The organism is Aquabacterium parvum, from assembly GCF_001447195.1.
GTDB classification, from domain to species: Bacteria; Pseudomonadota; Gammaproteobacteria; order Burkholderiales; family Burkholderiaceae_C; genus Aquabacterium; species Aquabacterium parvum.
The window spans coordinates 259146-275007 of the sequence record NZ_LFRI01000386.1 but is presented as its reverse complement, the minus strand read 5'-3'; the positions used below and the strand labels follow the sequence as shown (position 1 = coordinate 275007).

Below are 15862 nucleotides of genomic sequence, written 5' to 3'. Positions count from 1 at the left end.
CCTCAGCGAGCGTTGCTGCGCGGCTTGAGGCGATCGAGCTGGAAACGCTTGCGCAGGATGCCGTCGAGCGTGCGCACTGGCATCCATTGCTTGAGAAACGGCATCAGCCGGCTCTTCTTGCCAAGCCTGACCACGGGCGGGCAGTCCGGCCGCGCGAGCTGCGCGACCAGCAAGCTGGCAAAGGTGTCGGCCGGCATGGCGTCGGACTGGCTCTCGTTGGCGCGGGCCAGCACGCCGTCGCGCACCGCCTGGTAGGGCGAGTCGGGCGCCAGGCTGACCTGGTTGGCCGCGCTGCTGCCAAAGGCCGACTGGATGCCACCCGGCTGCACCGTCACCACGCGGATGCCGAGCGGCTCGGCCTCCATGCGCAAGGCATCGGTGGCGGCGTTGAAGGCGGCCTTGCTGGCGCAATAAGGCCCAGCGAACGGCGTGGTCAGCACGCCCGAGACGCTGCTGATGTTGACCACCAGGCCGCGGCCGCGCTCGACCATGCCGGGCATCACCGCGCGCACCAGGGCGATGGGCGCGAACAGGTTGACCTCGAACTGGCGCTGCCACTCGGACTGGGGCACGTCCAGCATCGGCCCCATGGCGCCATAGCCGGCGTTGTTGACCAGGGTGCCCACGCCGAAGCCCTCGGCCTTCAGGGAAGCGAGCAAATCTGCGGTGCCTTGGGCGTCGGTCACGTCCAGGGCGCGCACCAGCATGCCTTCGGCCGCCAGCGGCGCCAGGGTGTCGAGTCGGCGGGCGGTGGCGCACACGCGCTGACCGCTGCGGTGAAAGGCTCGGGCCAGGGCCTGGCCAATGCCGGAACCGCAACCCGTGATCAAGACCAATTCCTGCGGCTGTTGCATGGGTGCATTCATGAGGTTGAAGGGGCTTGCGCCGAATCGCGCGAAGTTGGCATTTTGCCGATCCCTGCGGGAGCTGAGCAGACCATGTTGCGGGACCGGGTCGGCATCGGCTTGACACATGCACTCCCTACAGTGAGCCCACACCTTTGTCACCCCAGGAGTAGCCCCATGCGTCGCATCCCATTCGCCACCTCCTTCGGCCTGTGCTTGCTGAGCTTGCTGGGCAGCCCCGCTCAGGCGGCCGATTGGTCCCTGAGCTACATCGGTCAGCAGATCGTGGCCTCGGGCACCAGCTTCCAGGGCACGACCGTGGGTGGCCTGTCGGGCATCGACTTCGACGCCAGCACCGGCACCTACTACGCCATCAGCGACGACCGCAGCGGTCTGAACGCCGCGCGCTTCTACAACCTCAGCCTGGACATCGATCGCTTCGCTCGCTCGGCCACCCCTGGTGCGGCCGGTGTGGCCTTCAACAGCGTGACCACGCTGCAAACGCCCACCGGCGCGGCTTTCGCCACCAACACGGTTGACCCGGAAGGCATCCGCTACAACGCCGCCACCCAGACCCTGGTGTGGAGCAACGAAGGCCAGCGCAGCGCCGCCGGCCTGCAAGACCCCACCGTGCGCGAGATGCGCCTGGACGGCTCGCACGTTCGCGCGTTCGGTGTGCCGACCGCATACAAGCCCCTGGGCAGCGCAGCAGGCACCGCTGCGGGAGACCGGGGCATCGTCAACAACCTGGCCTTCGAGAGCCTGACCTTCTCCACCGACGGCCGCACGCTCTACACCGCCACCGAGAACGCCCTGGTGCAAGACGGCCCCACGGCTTCTGTGAGCCGGGGCTCGCGCAGCCGCATCCTGTCCTTCGACGTGGCCAGCGGCCAGGCTGGCGCCGAGTACGCCTACGACGTCTCGCCCGTGGCCATCGCGCCCAACCCGAGCGGCGCCTTCGCCACCAACGGCCTGACCGACCTGCTGGCCATCGGTGACCGCCAGTTCATCGGCATCGAGCGCTCGTTCGCCACCGGCGCGCAAACACCTGGCACGCCGGTGACCGGCAACACCATCCGCCTGTTCCACATCGACGCCCGCCACGCCACCGACATCTCCGGCCGCGAGAGCATCGATGGCGACGACAGCGTCGTGGCCGCCAAAAAGGAGCTGCTGCTCGACCTTTCCGACTTGCGCAACGACGATGGCTCGGCGCTGGCCCTGGACAACATCGAAGGCCTGACGCTGGGCCCGGTGATCGGTGGCAAGCAAACGCTGATGCTGGTGTCGGACAACAACTTCAGCGGCACCCAGTTCACGCAGTTCGTGGCCCTGCAGATCTCGCAGGTGCCCGAGCCCAAGACCTGGGCGATGCTGTTGGGCGGCCTGTGTGCCATCCTGGGCCTGGGGCGCAAGCCGGGACGCTGATGCGGCAAAGGCCCTAAGATCGCGGGCGGTCGAACCCAGGAACCGCCCCATGAAACTGCTCATCGTTCACGCCCACAACGAACCCCAGTCCTTCGTCACCTCGATGAAGGACCTCACCGTCCGCCACTTCGAGCAGGCGGGCTGGCAGGTGCAGGTCTCCGACCTGTACGCCATGGGCTTCAACCCGGTGGCTTCGGCGGCCGACTTCGGCGCCCGCCAGAACCCCGACTACCTCACCTACGCGCTGGAGCAGCGCCAGGGCTGGCAGAACAAGACGCTGGCGCCGGACATCGTGACCGAGGTCGAGAAGGTGCAGTGGGCCGACCTGATCATCTTCAGCTTCCCCGTTTACTGGTACAGCATGCCGGCCATCCTCAAAGGCTGGGTTGACCGAGTCTTCATCTCGGGTGTCTGCTACGGCGGCACCCGCATCTACGACCGTGGTGGCCTCAAGGGCAAGCGCGCCATGCTCGCCACTTCCCTGGGTGGCCAGCCCCACATGTTCGGCCCTGGCGCCGTGCACGGCGAGCTCGAAACCCTGCTCAAGCCCATCCAGCAAGGCATGCTGGGCTACGTGGGCCTGACGGTGCTGCCACCCTTTGTGGCCTACCACGTGCCATACCTGAAGCAGCCGGAACGCGAAGCCATCATGCAGGCCTACCAGGCGCACCTGAACCAGCTGGACTCGCTCAAGCCTTTGACGATGCCTTCGCTCAACGACTACGACGCGACGATGCACCCGCTGCGACCCACCGCGGGTTGACCCCGAGGGGCTCGCGCGTGGCCTGAGGGCGGGCCACCGGCACTGGCGGAAAAAGCCAATCAGGTGGCGGCTCACGCCATGGCGCTGGCGGGCACGGCTGCCTACCATGGGTCATCCCACATGACTCGTCCAGCCCGAACCATGGTCAAGCCCTCTCCCCAGGCACCCCACGCCACCCGAGCCGCCCACATCAAGCAGGTCGCCGAGGCCGCAGGCGCCGCGCTGCGTCAGCGCCACCCCGTCCTGCAGCACCAGGACGCCATCGGCGCGGGCATCCTGGCCTTCGCGCTGGTGGGCATGCTGGCGTCAGGCTGGCTGTACCTGCAAGGCACCTGGCCTGCGTGGCTGACCATCGTGGTCACGGCCATGTTCGCCTCGCTCACCCACGAGCTCGAACACGACCTCATCCACAAGATGTACTTCAGGAAGACGCCCTGGGCGCACAACCTGATGATGGGCCTGGTGTGGCTGGCGCGGCCCAGCACCGTCAACCCCTGGGTGCGGCGCGAGCTGCACTTTCACCACCACAAGACCTCGGGTCAGGCGGTGGACCTGGAAGAACGCGCCATCACCAATGGCGAGCCGTGGGGGCTGCGCCGCCTGGTCATGCTGGGTGACAACGCGTTGTCGGTGCTGCTGCGCGCTCACCGCGCACCGTCGATGCTCAACATCCTCAAGCGCTCGTTCATGGCTTACTTCCCGCTGGGGGTGATGTTCTGGGCCAGCTGGCACGCCTTCCTGGCCTTTCATGCGGTCGACGCTGTTGCGGCTGCGCTGGGTTCACCCATCGCGTGGTCGGCCAACACGCTGTCGTTCATGCACACGCTGGGCGCGTGGGTGGTGGTGCTGATCGCGCCCAACGTGCTGCGCAGCTTCTGCCTGCACTTCGTCAGCAGCAACATGCACTACCACGGTGACGTCGAGGCGGGCAACCAGATCGAGGAGTGCCAGGTGCTGGACTCGTGGCTCATGCTGCCGTTTCACCTGTTCTGCTTCAACTTCGGCTCGACCCACGCCATCCACCACTTCCTGGTCAAAGAGCCCTTCTACGTTCGGCAGATGACTGCCTCGCAGATCAAACCGGTGATGCGGGAGATGGGCGTGCGCTTCAACGACTTCGGCACCTTTGCGCGCGCCAACCGGCTGGGTGTCGCCGCATAATCGTCGCGCCCCATGAGGCGCCCCGACATGCACCGCTCCCCCACCTCCCTGGCCAGCTGGGTCGGCGTCATCCACCGCACCCTGGTCTCGTGTGGTTGTGACGCCGATGGCATCTTGCTGCAAGCCGGCATCTCGCCAGCGTCGCTGCGCACGCCTCAGGCGCGCATCCCCATCGAGCAAACCAGCCTGCTCTGGCGCCTGGCCACGGCCGCTTCGGGCGACGCGGGCTTCGGCATCCGCGTGGCCAGCCACGTTCGGGCCAACACCTTCCACGCCTTGGGCCTGTCGCTGGCGGCCAGCCCCACGCTGCGCGACGCCTTTGCGCGGCTGCTGCGTTACTTCCGCATCGTCTCGGACGCGGGCGAGCTCCACTTCACGGTCGATGGCGAATGGGCCCGCTTCGAGCTGATGGCCCCCGATGGCTATGGCATCTCGCACGAGTCGGTCGACGCTTTCATGTCCTGCATGGTGCGCATGTGCCGCGCGCTGGCCAGCCCGCTGCCCGCTGAGCCAGCCGAGGTCCAGCTCAAGCGCCCCCGCCCCCAGGACACCCAGGCTTTCGACGCCGCCTTCCGCTGCCCGATCCACTACGGCAGCGACCGCAACGAGCTGCGGTTTCGCCTCAGCGAGCTCGATGCCCCCTTGCGCGACGGCGACGCTCACCTGGCGCGACACCACGACCCCATCCTGGTGAAGATGCTCGCCGACGTCGAGAAGGACAACCTGCAACACCGCGTGCTGGGCTTGCTGGTCGATTTGCTGCCGCGCGGTGGCGCCACGCAGGAGCGGGTGGCCGAGCGCCTGGGCCTGAGCCTTCGCACGCTCCAGCGCAGGCTGCAGGAGCAGGGCACGTCTTACTGCGACATCCTCGACCGGGCGCGGCTGGCCGTGGCCCGGCGCCTGCTGAGCCAGGAGGTCCACGCGCTCAGCGAAATCGCCTACCTGCTGGGTTTTTCCGACCTGTCGGGCTTCAGCCGCTTTTTCAAGCGGGCAACGGGCGAGGCACCCGGGGCGCACCGGCATCGGCTGCTCGGAGCCGATGAGCAGATCCCGTCCAAGGTGCAACTCAAGTTTGACCAAAAGTTGTCGACATCCTCCGCAGGGCTCGACGTCAACACGGGCCCGCAACACAAAAACTGAAGAACACCTTCAGGTGCAGCCATGCTCGTTTTGGCGCTGCACACGCTGCGGAGCGCTCATGGACTCAGACGCCAATTTCCGGGCCGCCCAGGCCTCCTGGCAAGCCCACTCAGGCCTTGACCGCCTGGCGGGGGCCGACAGCCGCGCACTCAACCAGGCGTTTGTCGTCGTCACCTACTCACCCGACGGCAAGATCCAGTCGACCAACTTCCAGTTCCTGCGCCTGTTCGGCTGCAACCTCAGCGAAGTGATCGGCCAGGACGTCAATCGATTCCTGTCCAAATCCAACCAGCGCGGCAGCATGAACGAGCTGTGGGCGAGGCTGGCGGGCGGCAAGCGCCACACCGAAATCGGCCTTTGGATCACGCAAGGCGGCAAGGAAGTGTGGCTGGAGTCACGCTTCGTGCCGATCATGAATGCATCGGGGCAGGCCGAAGCCATCGTTCAGATCGCCGAGGACATCACGCACCGCCTGGCCCGAGAGTCCGAAGAGCACGGACAGATTTCGGCCATCCAGGCCACGCACGCCGTGGCGCACCTCTCGCTGGACGGCCGCGTGCAGTGGGTCAACGAGCTGTTCCTGGAAGCAACGGGCTACCAGCGCTCCGAAGTGCTGGACGCCAACCACTCGCAATTCCTGCCAGCCCAGGAAAGGGAATCGGCAGCCGAGAAGGCATTCTGGCAATCGCTCAAAAACGGTGCGCCACAGTCGGGCGAGTTCCAACGCGTTCGCAAGGATGGCAGCGACCTGTGGCTGCAAGCCGTCTACAGCCCCATCCTCGACCCGGCCGCGCGCGTGGTCAAGATCGTGATGTACGCCACGGACATCACGCAGGAGAAGATGCGTCAGTCCGACTACCAGTGGCAGGTCACGGCCATCCACAAGTCGAACTGCGTCGTCACCTTCGACATGAGCGGCGCGATCCTGGACGCGAACGAGCTGTTCCTGTCGGAGACCGGCTACTCGCTCGACGAGGTGCGCGGCTGCCACCACCGGGTCTTCGTGGACCCGGCCCAGGCGCACAGCAGCGACTACGCCAGCTTCTGGCACGACCTGCGTCGAGGACAGCACCGCTCGGGCCTTTACAAACGCCTGGCCAAGGACGGCAGCGAGATCTGGCTGCAGGCCACCTACAACCCCATCTTCGACGCAGGTGGCAAGCCGGTGAAGGTGGTCAAGTACGCCGCCGTGGTCACCGACGAGCGGCTGTTGCAAGCAGAGCACCAGGGTCAGATCGCCGCCATCAACAGCGCCCAGTGCGTCATCGCCTTCGAACTCGACGGCCGCATCATCGACGCCAACGAGAACTTCCTGAACGCCATGGGCTACCGCTTCGCCGAGGTCAGGGGCCAGCACCACGGCATGTTCGTGACCCCCCAGGTGCGCAACAGCGAGGGCTACCGCAGGTTCTGGCATGAGCTGGCGCTGGGTCACCACCGATCCGGCGAGTACAAGCGCATCGCCAAGGACGGTCGCGAGGTCTGGCTGCAGGCGACCTACAACCCCATCCTCGACATGAACGGCCGCGTCTTCAAGGTGATGAAGTACGCCACCGACATCACGGCCGAGAAGCTGCGGCAGGCCGACTACCAGGGGCAGATCGAGGCCATCAACAAGTCGCAGGACGTCGTGGTGTTCGACCTTGGCGGCCACATCACCGACGCCAACGAGCGCTTCCTGCAGACCGTGGGCTACGAACGCAGCGAGCTGGTCGGGCAGCACCACTCGATGCTGGTTGACCCTGACACCGCCGCCAGCGAAGAGTACGCGCGCTTTTGGCAAACCCTGCGCTCGGGCCAGCACCACGCGGGCTTGTACAAGCGCCAGGGCAAGGGTGGCAAGGAAGTCTGGATCCAGGCGTCCTACAACCCCATCCTCGACCTCAACGGCCGCCCGTTCAAGGTGGTGAAGTTCGCCACCGACGTCAGCGCCAACGTGGCCATGGCCGAAGCCTATGACGAGGCCAAGCGCCAGGCCCACCTGGACGCCGCCACCTCGCTGCCCAACCGCGCCAAGCTGAGCAGCTTCCTGAGCACGCACCTGGCCAACTCGGCCGGCACCCTCGCGCTCTTCTACGTTGACCTGGACCACTTCGGCCAGGTCAACGAACTGCACGGGCACCGAACCGGGGACCGGGTCCTTGGCGAGGTCGCCGATCGCCTGCGTCGCCTGCTGCGCGAGGATCAGATGGTGGCTCGCGTGGGCGGGGACGAGTTCGTCATCGCCGCACCTGGCATGGGTGCCGACGTGGTCGAGCGCTTCTGCCAGACCATGATGGAAAAGATCGCCAGCCCGATCCTGGGCGGTGAAGGCGAAGAAGTGTGCGTGGGCATGTCCATCGGCATCGCCATGGCACCAACCGACGGCAGCACAGCCGACGAACTGCTGCGCGCCGCCGACGCCGCCCTGACGGTTCCCAAGAAAAACGGCGGCGGCACCCGCAGCTACTTCTCGGACGAGCTCAACGCCAGGCTGCATGGCCAGCGCAAGCTCATCGAAGACATGCGCAACAGCTTCACCGCTGGCGACTTCTACATCGAGTACCAACCCCGCTTCGAGGCCCAAGGCCTGCACATGCGCAGCGTCGAAGCCCTGGCGCGCTGGTTCCACCCCGAACGCGGCCGCGTCAGCCCGGCAGAGTTCATCCCCTTGGCAGAGCAAAGCGGGCTCATCGTGACACTGGGCGAGTGGATCCTGCGCAAGGCATGCGAGCAAGCCGCGAGCTGGCATGGCATCGGCGTGTCGGTCAACCTCTCGCCGGTTCAGTTCAACGACGACGACATCGTGCTCAAGGTGAGCCAGGCGCTGGAGCTCAGCGGCCTGCCCGCCCACCTGCTCGAGCTGGAAGTCACCGAAGGGGTGCTGCTGACCGATGCTCGCCGCGCGCTGGACGTGCTCAACGCCCTCAAGGCCATCGGCGTGAAACTGGCCATCGACGACTTCGGCACCGGCTACTCCTCGCTGAGCTACCTGCGCAACTTCCCCTTCGACGTCATCAAGATCGACCGAAGCTTCGTGCGTGACCTCGATGCCCAGAACAGCTCGCGCCCCATCGTGCAAGCCATCCTGGCGCTGGGCAAAGCCATCGGGCTGTCGGTGACGGCCGAGGGCGTGGAAACGCAGTCCCAGCTCGATCAGCTCACCGCCGATGGTTGCGACGAGATCCAGGGCTTCTTGCTGGCGATGCCCTCGGCGGTCTCGGAGATCGATGCCATCGTGGCCCGGCAGGCCGCGAACACCGAAGCGGCTTCGGCGTCGTCGGCAGAGGGCTGAAAACCGGGCTCAGCTCGATGCAGACTGACGTGGCTGGCAACACGCCGCCAGCCAGATCAGCACGAAGGCCGCCAACCACACGAAGTACCCCGGCTGACTCAGGATGCCTGGCAAGGGCACCTGTCCTTCGGGGCTGAGCGTGCGCCAACCCACGTGCACATGAGACAGCACCAGGGCGCCCATCGTCCACGCAGGCCAGACCGGGCATCGGCCCTGCCAACGCGGCAGCAAGGCCAGCAACTCGCGCAGGAACACCACGTTGCCCGCCAGGCTGATCAGGTGCAGCGGGTACTGGATGGACTGGGGCAGGTACAGCGCCATGACCAGGCTCTTGGCCAGCAGGTAGGCCCCCGGCAACGGGGTGCCGGGCGTGGCCCCGATGGCTGGTGTTGGCAAGGTGGGCAGCCAAAGGCTGAGCAGCCACAGGCCCAATGCTGCGCAACGTAGCCAGTGCGTTGACTGGTGCCTGTTGGGCCATCCACTCACACCGCCACCTCGCTCAATCCGTCGACCCCACCGAACCGGCCCGCCTGAGCAACTGCTTGCAACGCGGCGACAGGTGCACCACCCGCAGGTGCTTGCCCGCGCGCTCGTAGCGCTGGCGCAAGGTGTGCAGCGCCTCGATGGCCGAGTAGTCGACGAAGCTCAGGTGCTGCGCGTCCAGCGTCACCTGGGCGGGGTCATCGGCCACCTTGAACGCATCGAGGAAGGCCGTGGTGGAGGCAAAAAACAGGGTCCCATGCAAGCGGTAGGTTCGCGAACCATCGGGCTGATCCACCCCCTCGGCGCGCAGCTCCCGCGCGTGCTGCCACGCGAAGTGCAAGGCCGAGATCACGACCCCGCAAAGCACCGCCGCAGCGAGGTCGGTGAACACCGTCACCACCGTGACCAGCGCGATGAGGAAAACGTCCTGGCGCGGCACCTTGCCGATCACCTGCAGCGAGCCCCAGGCGAAGGTCTGTTGCGCCACCACGAACATCACGCCCACCAGCGCGGCCAGCGGGATCTGCTCGATCAGCGGCGACAGCCACAGCACGAACATCAGCACCATCACCCCCGCCACCACGCCCGACAGGCGCCCTCGCCCGCCCGAGTTCAGGTTGATCATGGTCTGGCCGATCATGGCGCAGCCCCCCATGCCACCGGCCAGGCCGGAAGCGATGTTGGCCGCGCCCAAAGCCACGCACTCGCGGTTGGTGCGGCCTCGGCTCTGGGTGATCTCGTCGGTGAGGTTGAGGGTCAGCAAGGTCTCCAGCAGGCCGACCATGGCCATCAGCACGGCATAAGGCGCGATGACCCGGAGCGTGTCGAGGCTCCATGTCACCTGCGGCCAGGCCAGCGTGGGCCAGCCGCCCACGATGTGGGCCATGTCGCCCAGGGTGCGGGTGGGCAGGCTCAAGCCCCAGGTCAACAGGCCGACGCCCAGGATGGCCACGAGCGCAGGCGGCACGGCTCGGGTGAGCCGAGGCACCAGGTAGGTCACGGCCATCGTCAGGGCCACCAGGCCCGCCATGAGCCACAACGCATCACCCTGCAACCAATGGCCATCGGCCTGAAAATGCTCCAGCTGCGCCAGCGCGATCACGATGGCCAGGCCGTTGACGAAGCCCAGCATCACCGGGTGGGGCACCATGCGCACCAGCTTGCCCAGACGCAGGGCTCCGAACAACACCATGATCAGGCCGCTGAGCAGCACGGTGGCCAGCAGGTGCTGCACGCCGTGCTGCACCACCAGGGCCACGATGACCACCGCCATCGAGCCCGCTGCGCCCGAGACCATGCCCGGCCGTCCTCCGAACAAGGCCGTGATCGTGCAGACGATGAAGGCGCCATACAGGCCCATCAACGGGTTGAGCTGGGCCACCAGCGCGAAGGCGATGCATTCGGGCACCAGGGCAAAAGACGTCGTGATGCCCGCGAGCACGTCGCGGCGGATCGAAGCAGCGCTCATGGATCAGACTTCAAAGGCCTCTTGAACGCCGCCAGGTGTGCACGTACAGCGCCTCGACCTTCTCACGCGCCCAAGGTGTCTTGCGCAGGAACTTCAGGCTCGACGACACACTGGGGTCGTGCGTGAAACAGCGGATGGGGATCAGCCGGCCCAAGCCATCCCAGCCATGGTAGTCCACCAGGCATTCAACGATGTGCTGCAAGGTCGCACCGTGCAAAGGGTCGTTTTGCTGTGGTGCCATCAAGCCGCCCCCACCATCCACAAGCCACCAGGACCCCACTGATCAGACTCAGCCATCAGCTCCGCGCCATGCAGCCACAGCCCGCCGGCGGCATGCGCCGTCGCTGCGGGACGTGTCAGCCCCAGGATCCGCCCCTTGAGGTCCGACACGCCCTTGGCGACGGGGTGAGGGCTGCTGTTGCGTCCGTCGAGCGAAGCCATTGGGTTCACCACTTTCGACAGCCTGCAAAACCGCATGGCGCGGCGGCGCATCAAATGGTTGATGACCCGCGCCTGCGTCAAGCGCCGGGGTTCTGCGGTGTCGTAAAAGATCTGTGTCGGCATGGAAACGTACTATCGGGCCAGTTGGTGACTTGGTGACCGCTCAGAATGGGCTTGTGAACACCTGACCAGGGTGTGAATGGAACTCGTGCGCAAAGCGGCTTGTGTCGTCGGCACAGCCCGTCTGGCGATCGCTGCGCACCGAGCAGGCCTTGTGCCACTGCGGCTTGACAGCCCTTGTTGAGGCGATGAAAGCGAGGGGTCGGACGGCTGACCGATGCGAGGCTGACCGGGCAATTGTTTCCCGCAGCCGCAGGGCAACGCAAGCCACGCTGCGTCCAACCACCCAATTCGCCAACAATACAACGACTGACGATGACGCCGCCACATGGAGCAGGCGAGCGCCTTTCATCACACCCGACTCAAGCCTTGACCAAGGCCTGCCAACTCAAGCCAAACCTGGCCAGGTACTTGCGCAACCTGTCGGCGTCATTCACAGCCGAGCGCTGCTCACGCGATCGATCAAACAAGCGCCGCCCCGCGTCCGACAGGCTTTTCGCGCTCAGGCACACACCCACCACAGCCTGGAGCTGCAGTCGGTCAAACAGGTCCATCTCGGCCAGAGATTCGGACTCGATCCACTGCCCGAGGTCCACCACGTCTGCGCTGGCATCTCGGCCCGAACCAGCGCGATGCCACATCCACCGCAAGCGCTGCAGCTCAGCGGCCACCAGATCGGTGGTGATGCGCCCCCCCTCGGCCAACGTGGCCATGCGCGTGACACTTGCCGTGAGGTCACGGAAGTTGCCAAGCCAGGCCGCCTCGGAAGATTGCGCAAAGCGCATGTACATGGCTTTCGCTTCGGCGTTGAAGCGAACCGCGCGCCCTACCTCCGCACCGCTCTTGGCCAGCAGGTGGTCCACATTGGGTTCGATGTCTTCGGTGCGGCCAGACAAGCCTGGCAGCTCGTATGACCAGATGTTCACACGGGCGTACAAGTCTTCGCGGAAGCGGCCAGCTGCCACATCCAGCCGCAGGTCACGGTTGGTGCCCGCGATCAACTGAAAGTCGCTGGCGACCTCCTTGTCGCTGCCCACCGGATAGTAGCGCTTTTCCTCGACGGCTTTGAGCAGCATGGCCTGCTCATCCATCCCCAGCTCACCGATTTCATCCAGGAACAATACGCCTTCGTGGGCGGTGCGCAGCAATCCGGATCGATCGATCACGGCGCCAGTGAACGCGCCCTTCTTGTGCCCGAAGAGCGTCGAGGCAGCGCCATCTCCTTTCAAGGTGGCGCAGTTCACTTCCACGAAGGGACCCTGGACCTGGTGGCGCGCCCTCTTCAGTTCATACATGCGCCGCGCCAGGTGCGACTTGCCGGCGCCGGTGGGCCCGGTCAGCAAAATGGGCGCGGTGGACCGCACTGCCACGCGCTCGATCTCGTCGATCAGGGCGTTGAAGCGCTTGTTGCGCGTGGGGATGCCGCTTTTGAGGAAGGCCTGCGCATCGCGGTGCTCTTGCTCGAAACGTTGAGCCAGGACGTCATATCGCGAGAGATCGAGGTCGATCAGCGTCAAGGTGCCCGGGTTCTCGTGGGTCTGTTTTCGCGGGGGCGACGTCTGCAACAGCACACCGGGGATGAAACCGGCCTCCACCAACAAGAACATGCAGATCTGCACCACATGGGTCCCGGTCGTGATGTGCGCCCAATACTGCTCCTGCCCGGGCTTGAAGGGATAGGCCTTCACCCAGTCGTACAAGGCGGCGTACACCTCGCCGAAGTCCCATGGGTCAACCAGCGCCATCTCGATCAGTTGGACCTCGGTATCGGGGGACACCGAGCCGAGGTCTTCCTTCACGCGTTCGGCCAGGCGCTTGTGCTGCGGGGAGTGAAGCAATTCGATGCGATGGATCAGCTTGTCCTCGTGCTGCCCCAAGGACACCGTGGGGCGCCACTTTTCCCAGCGCCCCGCGCCTTGCCCCGCATCCAGCTGCGACCCCAGGAACCCGATGACGACCGTCTTTTTAGTCATATCTGCTCAGATAATTTTTTATCCATTGATCTATTTTATGAGCAACATCGCAACAACCTGATCGCAGACAGGATCACCAAAAACCTCGAAAAACCTTTGTGAATCAATGAGATGAAAAAACAACCGGCGCCTTCATGCGAGCTGGCACATGCATTGCGTTGGAGAAGCTGCACAGAACAAACCATTGATCAAAAGGTGAGAACACCATGAACCACAACGTCGAACAGCCAGAAGGCGCTCTGCCCATCAAGATGTGGACCCGAGGCGTCCCCGTGGAGGACGACGCACGCCGCCAACTGGCCAACGCAGCCCGCCTGCCCATCGTGTTCAAACACATCGCTGCCATGCCGGACGTTCACCTCGGCATCGGCGCGACGGTGGGCTCGGTGATCCCGACCATCAAGGCCATCATCCCTGCCGCAGTGGGGGTGGACATCGGCTGCGGGATGATGGCCTGCAAGACCACGCTGCGCGCCGAGGACCTGCCCGACAACCTGGGCCCGCTGCGCGCCGCCATCGAGAAAGCCGTTCCGCACGGCATGACGCCCATCAGGCAGCGCGGACGCGACCACGGCAGCTGGGAGAACCCGCCGGAACTGGTGGACCAGGCCTGGGCCACGCTGGTCGATGAGTTCGAAGCCATCTGCGAGAAGTACCCTCGCCTGCGCAACACCAACAACCGCAAGCACCTGGGAACCCTCGGCACGGGCAACCACTTCATCGAAGTCTGCCTGGACGAGGCTGGCGCCGTGTGGTTCATGCTGCACTCAGGTTCGCGCGGCGTGGGCAACGCCATCGGCACGACCTTCATCGAGCTGGCCAAGAAGGACGCAGAGCAGCATCAACGCAACCTGCCCGACAAGGACCTGGCTTACTTCGAGGAAGGTGCCCAGTACTTCGGTGACTATGTGCGCGGCGTGAGCTGGGCACAGAAGTTCGCCAGGCTCAACCGCGAGGTGATGATGAGGAACCTCGTCGCCACCGTGCGCAAGGTCATCACCAAGCCATTCGAGGCCCACGTGGAGGCTGTGAACTGTCACCACAACTACGTGCAGAAGGAAACGCACTTCGGTGAAGAAGTCTTCGTGACCCGCAAGGGTGCGGTGAGCGCCAAGAAGGGCGAGCTGGGGATCATCCCGGGGAGCATGGGCGCGCGCAGCTACATCGTGCGCGGCCTGGGTAACCCGGAAAGCTTCGAGAGCTGCAGCCATGGCGCAGGCCGCGTGATGAGCCGCACCAAGGCCAAGAAGATGTTCACGGTAGACGATCAGGTCAAGGCAACCGAAGGCGTGGAGTGCCGCAAGGACGAAGCCGTGATCGACGAGATCCCGATGGCCTACAAGGACATCGACGCCGTGATGGCAGCGCAAAAGGACCTGGTGGAGGTGGTTTACACCCTCAAGCAGGTGCTGTGCGTCAAAGGGTAGACCGCCCCTGACACCTGACAACGCGCGGCCCGTGGGCATGACGCTCACGGCCGCGCGCGATCCATGTGGAGGAGAAGAAAAATGAACGCAATTGACATCGACGGCTCACAAGGCGAAGGCGGGGGTCAGATCCTGCGCACGGCCTTGTCTCTGTCCATGTGCACGGGCAAGCCGGTGCACATCAGCCAGATTCGGGCCAAACGCCCCAAGCCAGGCTTGATGCGCCAGCACCTCGTTTGCGTGCAGGCTGCCCAAGCCATCTGTGGCGCAACGGTTGACGGCGCCGAACTGGGCTCGACTTCTTTGCGCTTCGTGCCGGGCGCCACACGGGCGGGCGAACACCGCTTTGCCATTGGCACAGCTGGCAGCTGCATGCTGGTTTTTCAAACAGTTCTGCCTGCATTGATGCTGACCCAGGCACCAAGCGTGTTGAAGCTGTCTGGCGGCACGCACAACCCGATGGCGCCGACCTGGCACTTCATCGAGCGGGCCTTTGCGCCCCTGTTGGCACGCATGGGTGTGAAGGTGGAGGGCCAACTGCTGCGCATGGGTTTCTACCCTGCAGGTGGAGGCGAGGTCGAGCTGGTCATCAGCCCCGCGCGCGAAGGCCTGTCACCCTTCGATCTGCTGGAGCGTGGCGCGCACCGGTCAGCCTTTGGCGAATGCCTGGTGCCAGGCTTGTCTCTGCGCATTGCGGACCGTGAGCTCGACACCTTGGGGCGCACGCTGGGCTGGACCGCAGCGCAGTTGCGCGTCATGCCGTCGCGTCAGAACGAAGGCCCCGGCAACGCGCTCATGGCCACGCTGGAACATGAGCACGTGACCGAAGTGTTCACCAGCTTCGGCGAAAAGGAGGTCACCTCTGAAAAGGTGGCCAGGCTCCTGGCCAAGGAAGTGGCCGCCTACATGGCAAGCCAGGCGCCTGTGGGCCCTCACCTGGCCGATCAGCTGGCGCTGCCGATGGCCTTGGCCGTGCAAGCCAGCGCGAAGCCAGGTGCCTATGCGGCCAGCGAGATGACCGAGCACGCTTGGACCAACCTGGATGTGATCCGTCGCTTCTTGCCAGTCCAGATCGAGGTGTCCGAGCAGCCTGACAGGCGTGCAGGCTGGCTGGTCCGCTTTGCACCCGAGGCCACTTGAGGTGCGCACCCCGCTTGCCAACTCACCCGGACATCCATATCATTGCCGCCGACTGCTGAAGGCGCCCACGACAGCGCCCGCATTGACGGAGATCCCCCTTATGTCCTCCTTGTTCACATCGACCCACGACTGAACACGGTTCCCAAGCCCCGGCTGAACCGTGTCTGCTCACAGATACGGCCTCAGACCGCGCGGCTCG

13 protein-coding genes are annotated in these 15862 nt (G+C 65.3%); 7 read left to right on the top strand and 6 right to left on the bottom strand.

The features are described from left to right. Positions 1-2 precede the first annotated feature (2 nt). Positions 3-854, bottom strand: coding sequence for an SDR family NAD(P)-dependent oxidoreductase (locus ABG80_RS15365; protein WP_058088655.1), 852 nt, complete (start codon positions 852-854; stop codon positions 3-5). Positions 855-1022: 168 nt separating this feature from the next. Here ABG80_RS15365 and ABG80_RS15360 point away from each other — a divergent pair, with 168 nt between their 5' ends. The 5 genes from ABG80_RS15360 to ABG80_RS15340 all read left to right on the top strand — a co-directional run bounded on the left by ABG80_RS15360 (position 1023) and on the right by ABG80_RS15340 (position 8611). After that, positions 1023-2273: an esterase-like activity of phytase family protein gene (locus ABG80_RS15360; protein WP_083506150.1), complete on the top strand. Its 1251-nt coding sequence runs from the start codon at positions 1023-1025 to the stop codon at positions 2271-2273. Between the two features lie 49 nt (positions 2274-2322). Beyond that, the gene (locus ABG80_RS15355; protein WP_058088490.1) at positions 2323-3036 is read left to right on the top strand and encodes an NAD(P)H-dependent oxidoreductase; all 714 of its coding nucleotides are present in this window, start codon (positions 2323-2325) and stop codon (positions 3034-3036) included. Between the two features lie 141 nt (positions 3037-3177). Beyond that, entirely contained in the window at positions 3178-4197 is a 1020-nt protein-coding gene (locus ABG80_RS15350; protein ID WP_058088489.1) for a fatty acid desaturase, read from the top strand. A 27-nt stretch (positions 4198-4224) separates the two neighbouring features. Then, positions 4225-5337, top strand: coding sequence for an AraC family transcriptional regulator (locus tag ABG80_RS15345; RefSeq protein ID WP_058088488.1), 1113 nt, complete (start codon positions 4225-4227; stop codon positions 5335-5337). A gap of 58 nt (positions 5338-5395) precedes the next feature. Further along, a complete protein-coding gene (locus ABG80_RS15340; protein ID WP_058088487.1) occupies positions 5396-8611 on the top strand; it encodes a bifunctional diguanylate cyclase/phosphodiesterase in 3216 nt (1071 codons plus the stop codon). Between the two features lie 9 nt (positions 8612-8620). Here the strand turns inward: ABG80_RS15340 and ABG80_RS15335 are convergent, their stop codons facing one another. The 5 genes from ABG80_RS15335 to rtcR form a co-directional block, all read right to left on the bottom strand. Further along, on the bottom strand, positions 8621-9007 hold the full coding sequence (locus ABG80_RS15335; protein WP_152987648.1) for a hypothetical protein: 387 nt from the start codon (positions 9005-9007) through the stop codon (positions 8621-8623). Positions 9008-9110: 103 nt separating this feature from the next. Then, a complete protein-coding gene (locus tag ABG80_RS15330; RefSeq protein ID WP_058088485.1) occupies positions 9111-10562 on the bottom strand; it encodes a SulP family inorganic anion transporter in 1452 nt (483 codons plus the stop codon). Positions 10563-10572: 10 nt separating this feature from the next. After that, the gene (locus ABG80_RS15325) at positions 10573-10803 is read right to left on the bottom strand and encodes a VF530 family protein (RefSeq protein ID WP_058088484.1); all 231 of its coding nucleotides are present in this window, start codon (positions 10801-10803) and stop codon (positions 10573-10575) included. Then, on the bottom strand, positions 10803-11003 hold the full coding sequence (locus ABG80_RS22040; RefSeq protein WP_152987647.1) for a hypothetical protein: 201 nt from the start codon (positions 11001-11003) through the stop codon (positions 10803-10805). Before ABG80_RS22040 ends, ABG80_RS15325 begins: the two co-directional genes overlap by 1 nt. A 482-nt stretch (positions 11004-11485) precedes the next feature. Then, on the bottom strand, positions 11486-13096 hold the full coding sequence (gene rtcR, locus ABG80_RS15315; protein ID WP_058088482.1) for an RNA repair transcriptional activator RtcR: 1611 nt from the start codon (positions 13094-13096) through the stop codon (positions 11486-11488). 206 nt (positions 13097-13302) lie between these two features. Here rtcR and ABG80_RS15310 point away from each other — a divergent pair, with 206 nt between their 5' ends. Together ABG80_RS15310 and rtcA are read left to right on the top strand one after the other, a co-directional pair. Beyond that, positions 13303-14523 (top strand): RtcB family protein, encoded by a 1221-nt coding sequence (locus ABG80_RS15310; protein WP_058088481.1) that lies wholly within the window; start codon positions 13303-13305, stop codon positions 14521-14523. Between the two features lie 81 nt (positions 14524-14604). Further along, complete coding sequence (gene rtcA / locus ABG80_RS15305) at positions 14605-15663, top strand: RNA 3'-terminal phosphate cyclase (RefSeq protein WP_058088480.1); 1059 nt, start codon at positions 14605-14607, stop codon at positions 15661-15663. Positions 15664-15862 lie beyond the last annotated feature (199 nt).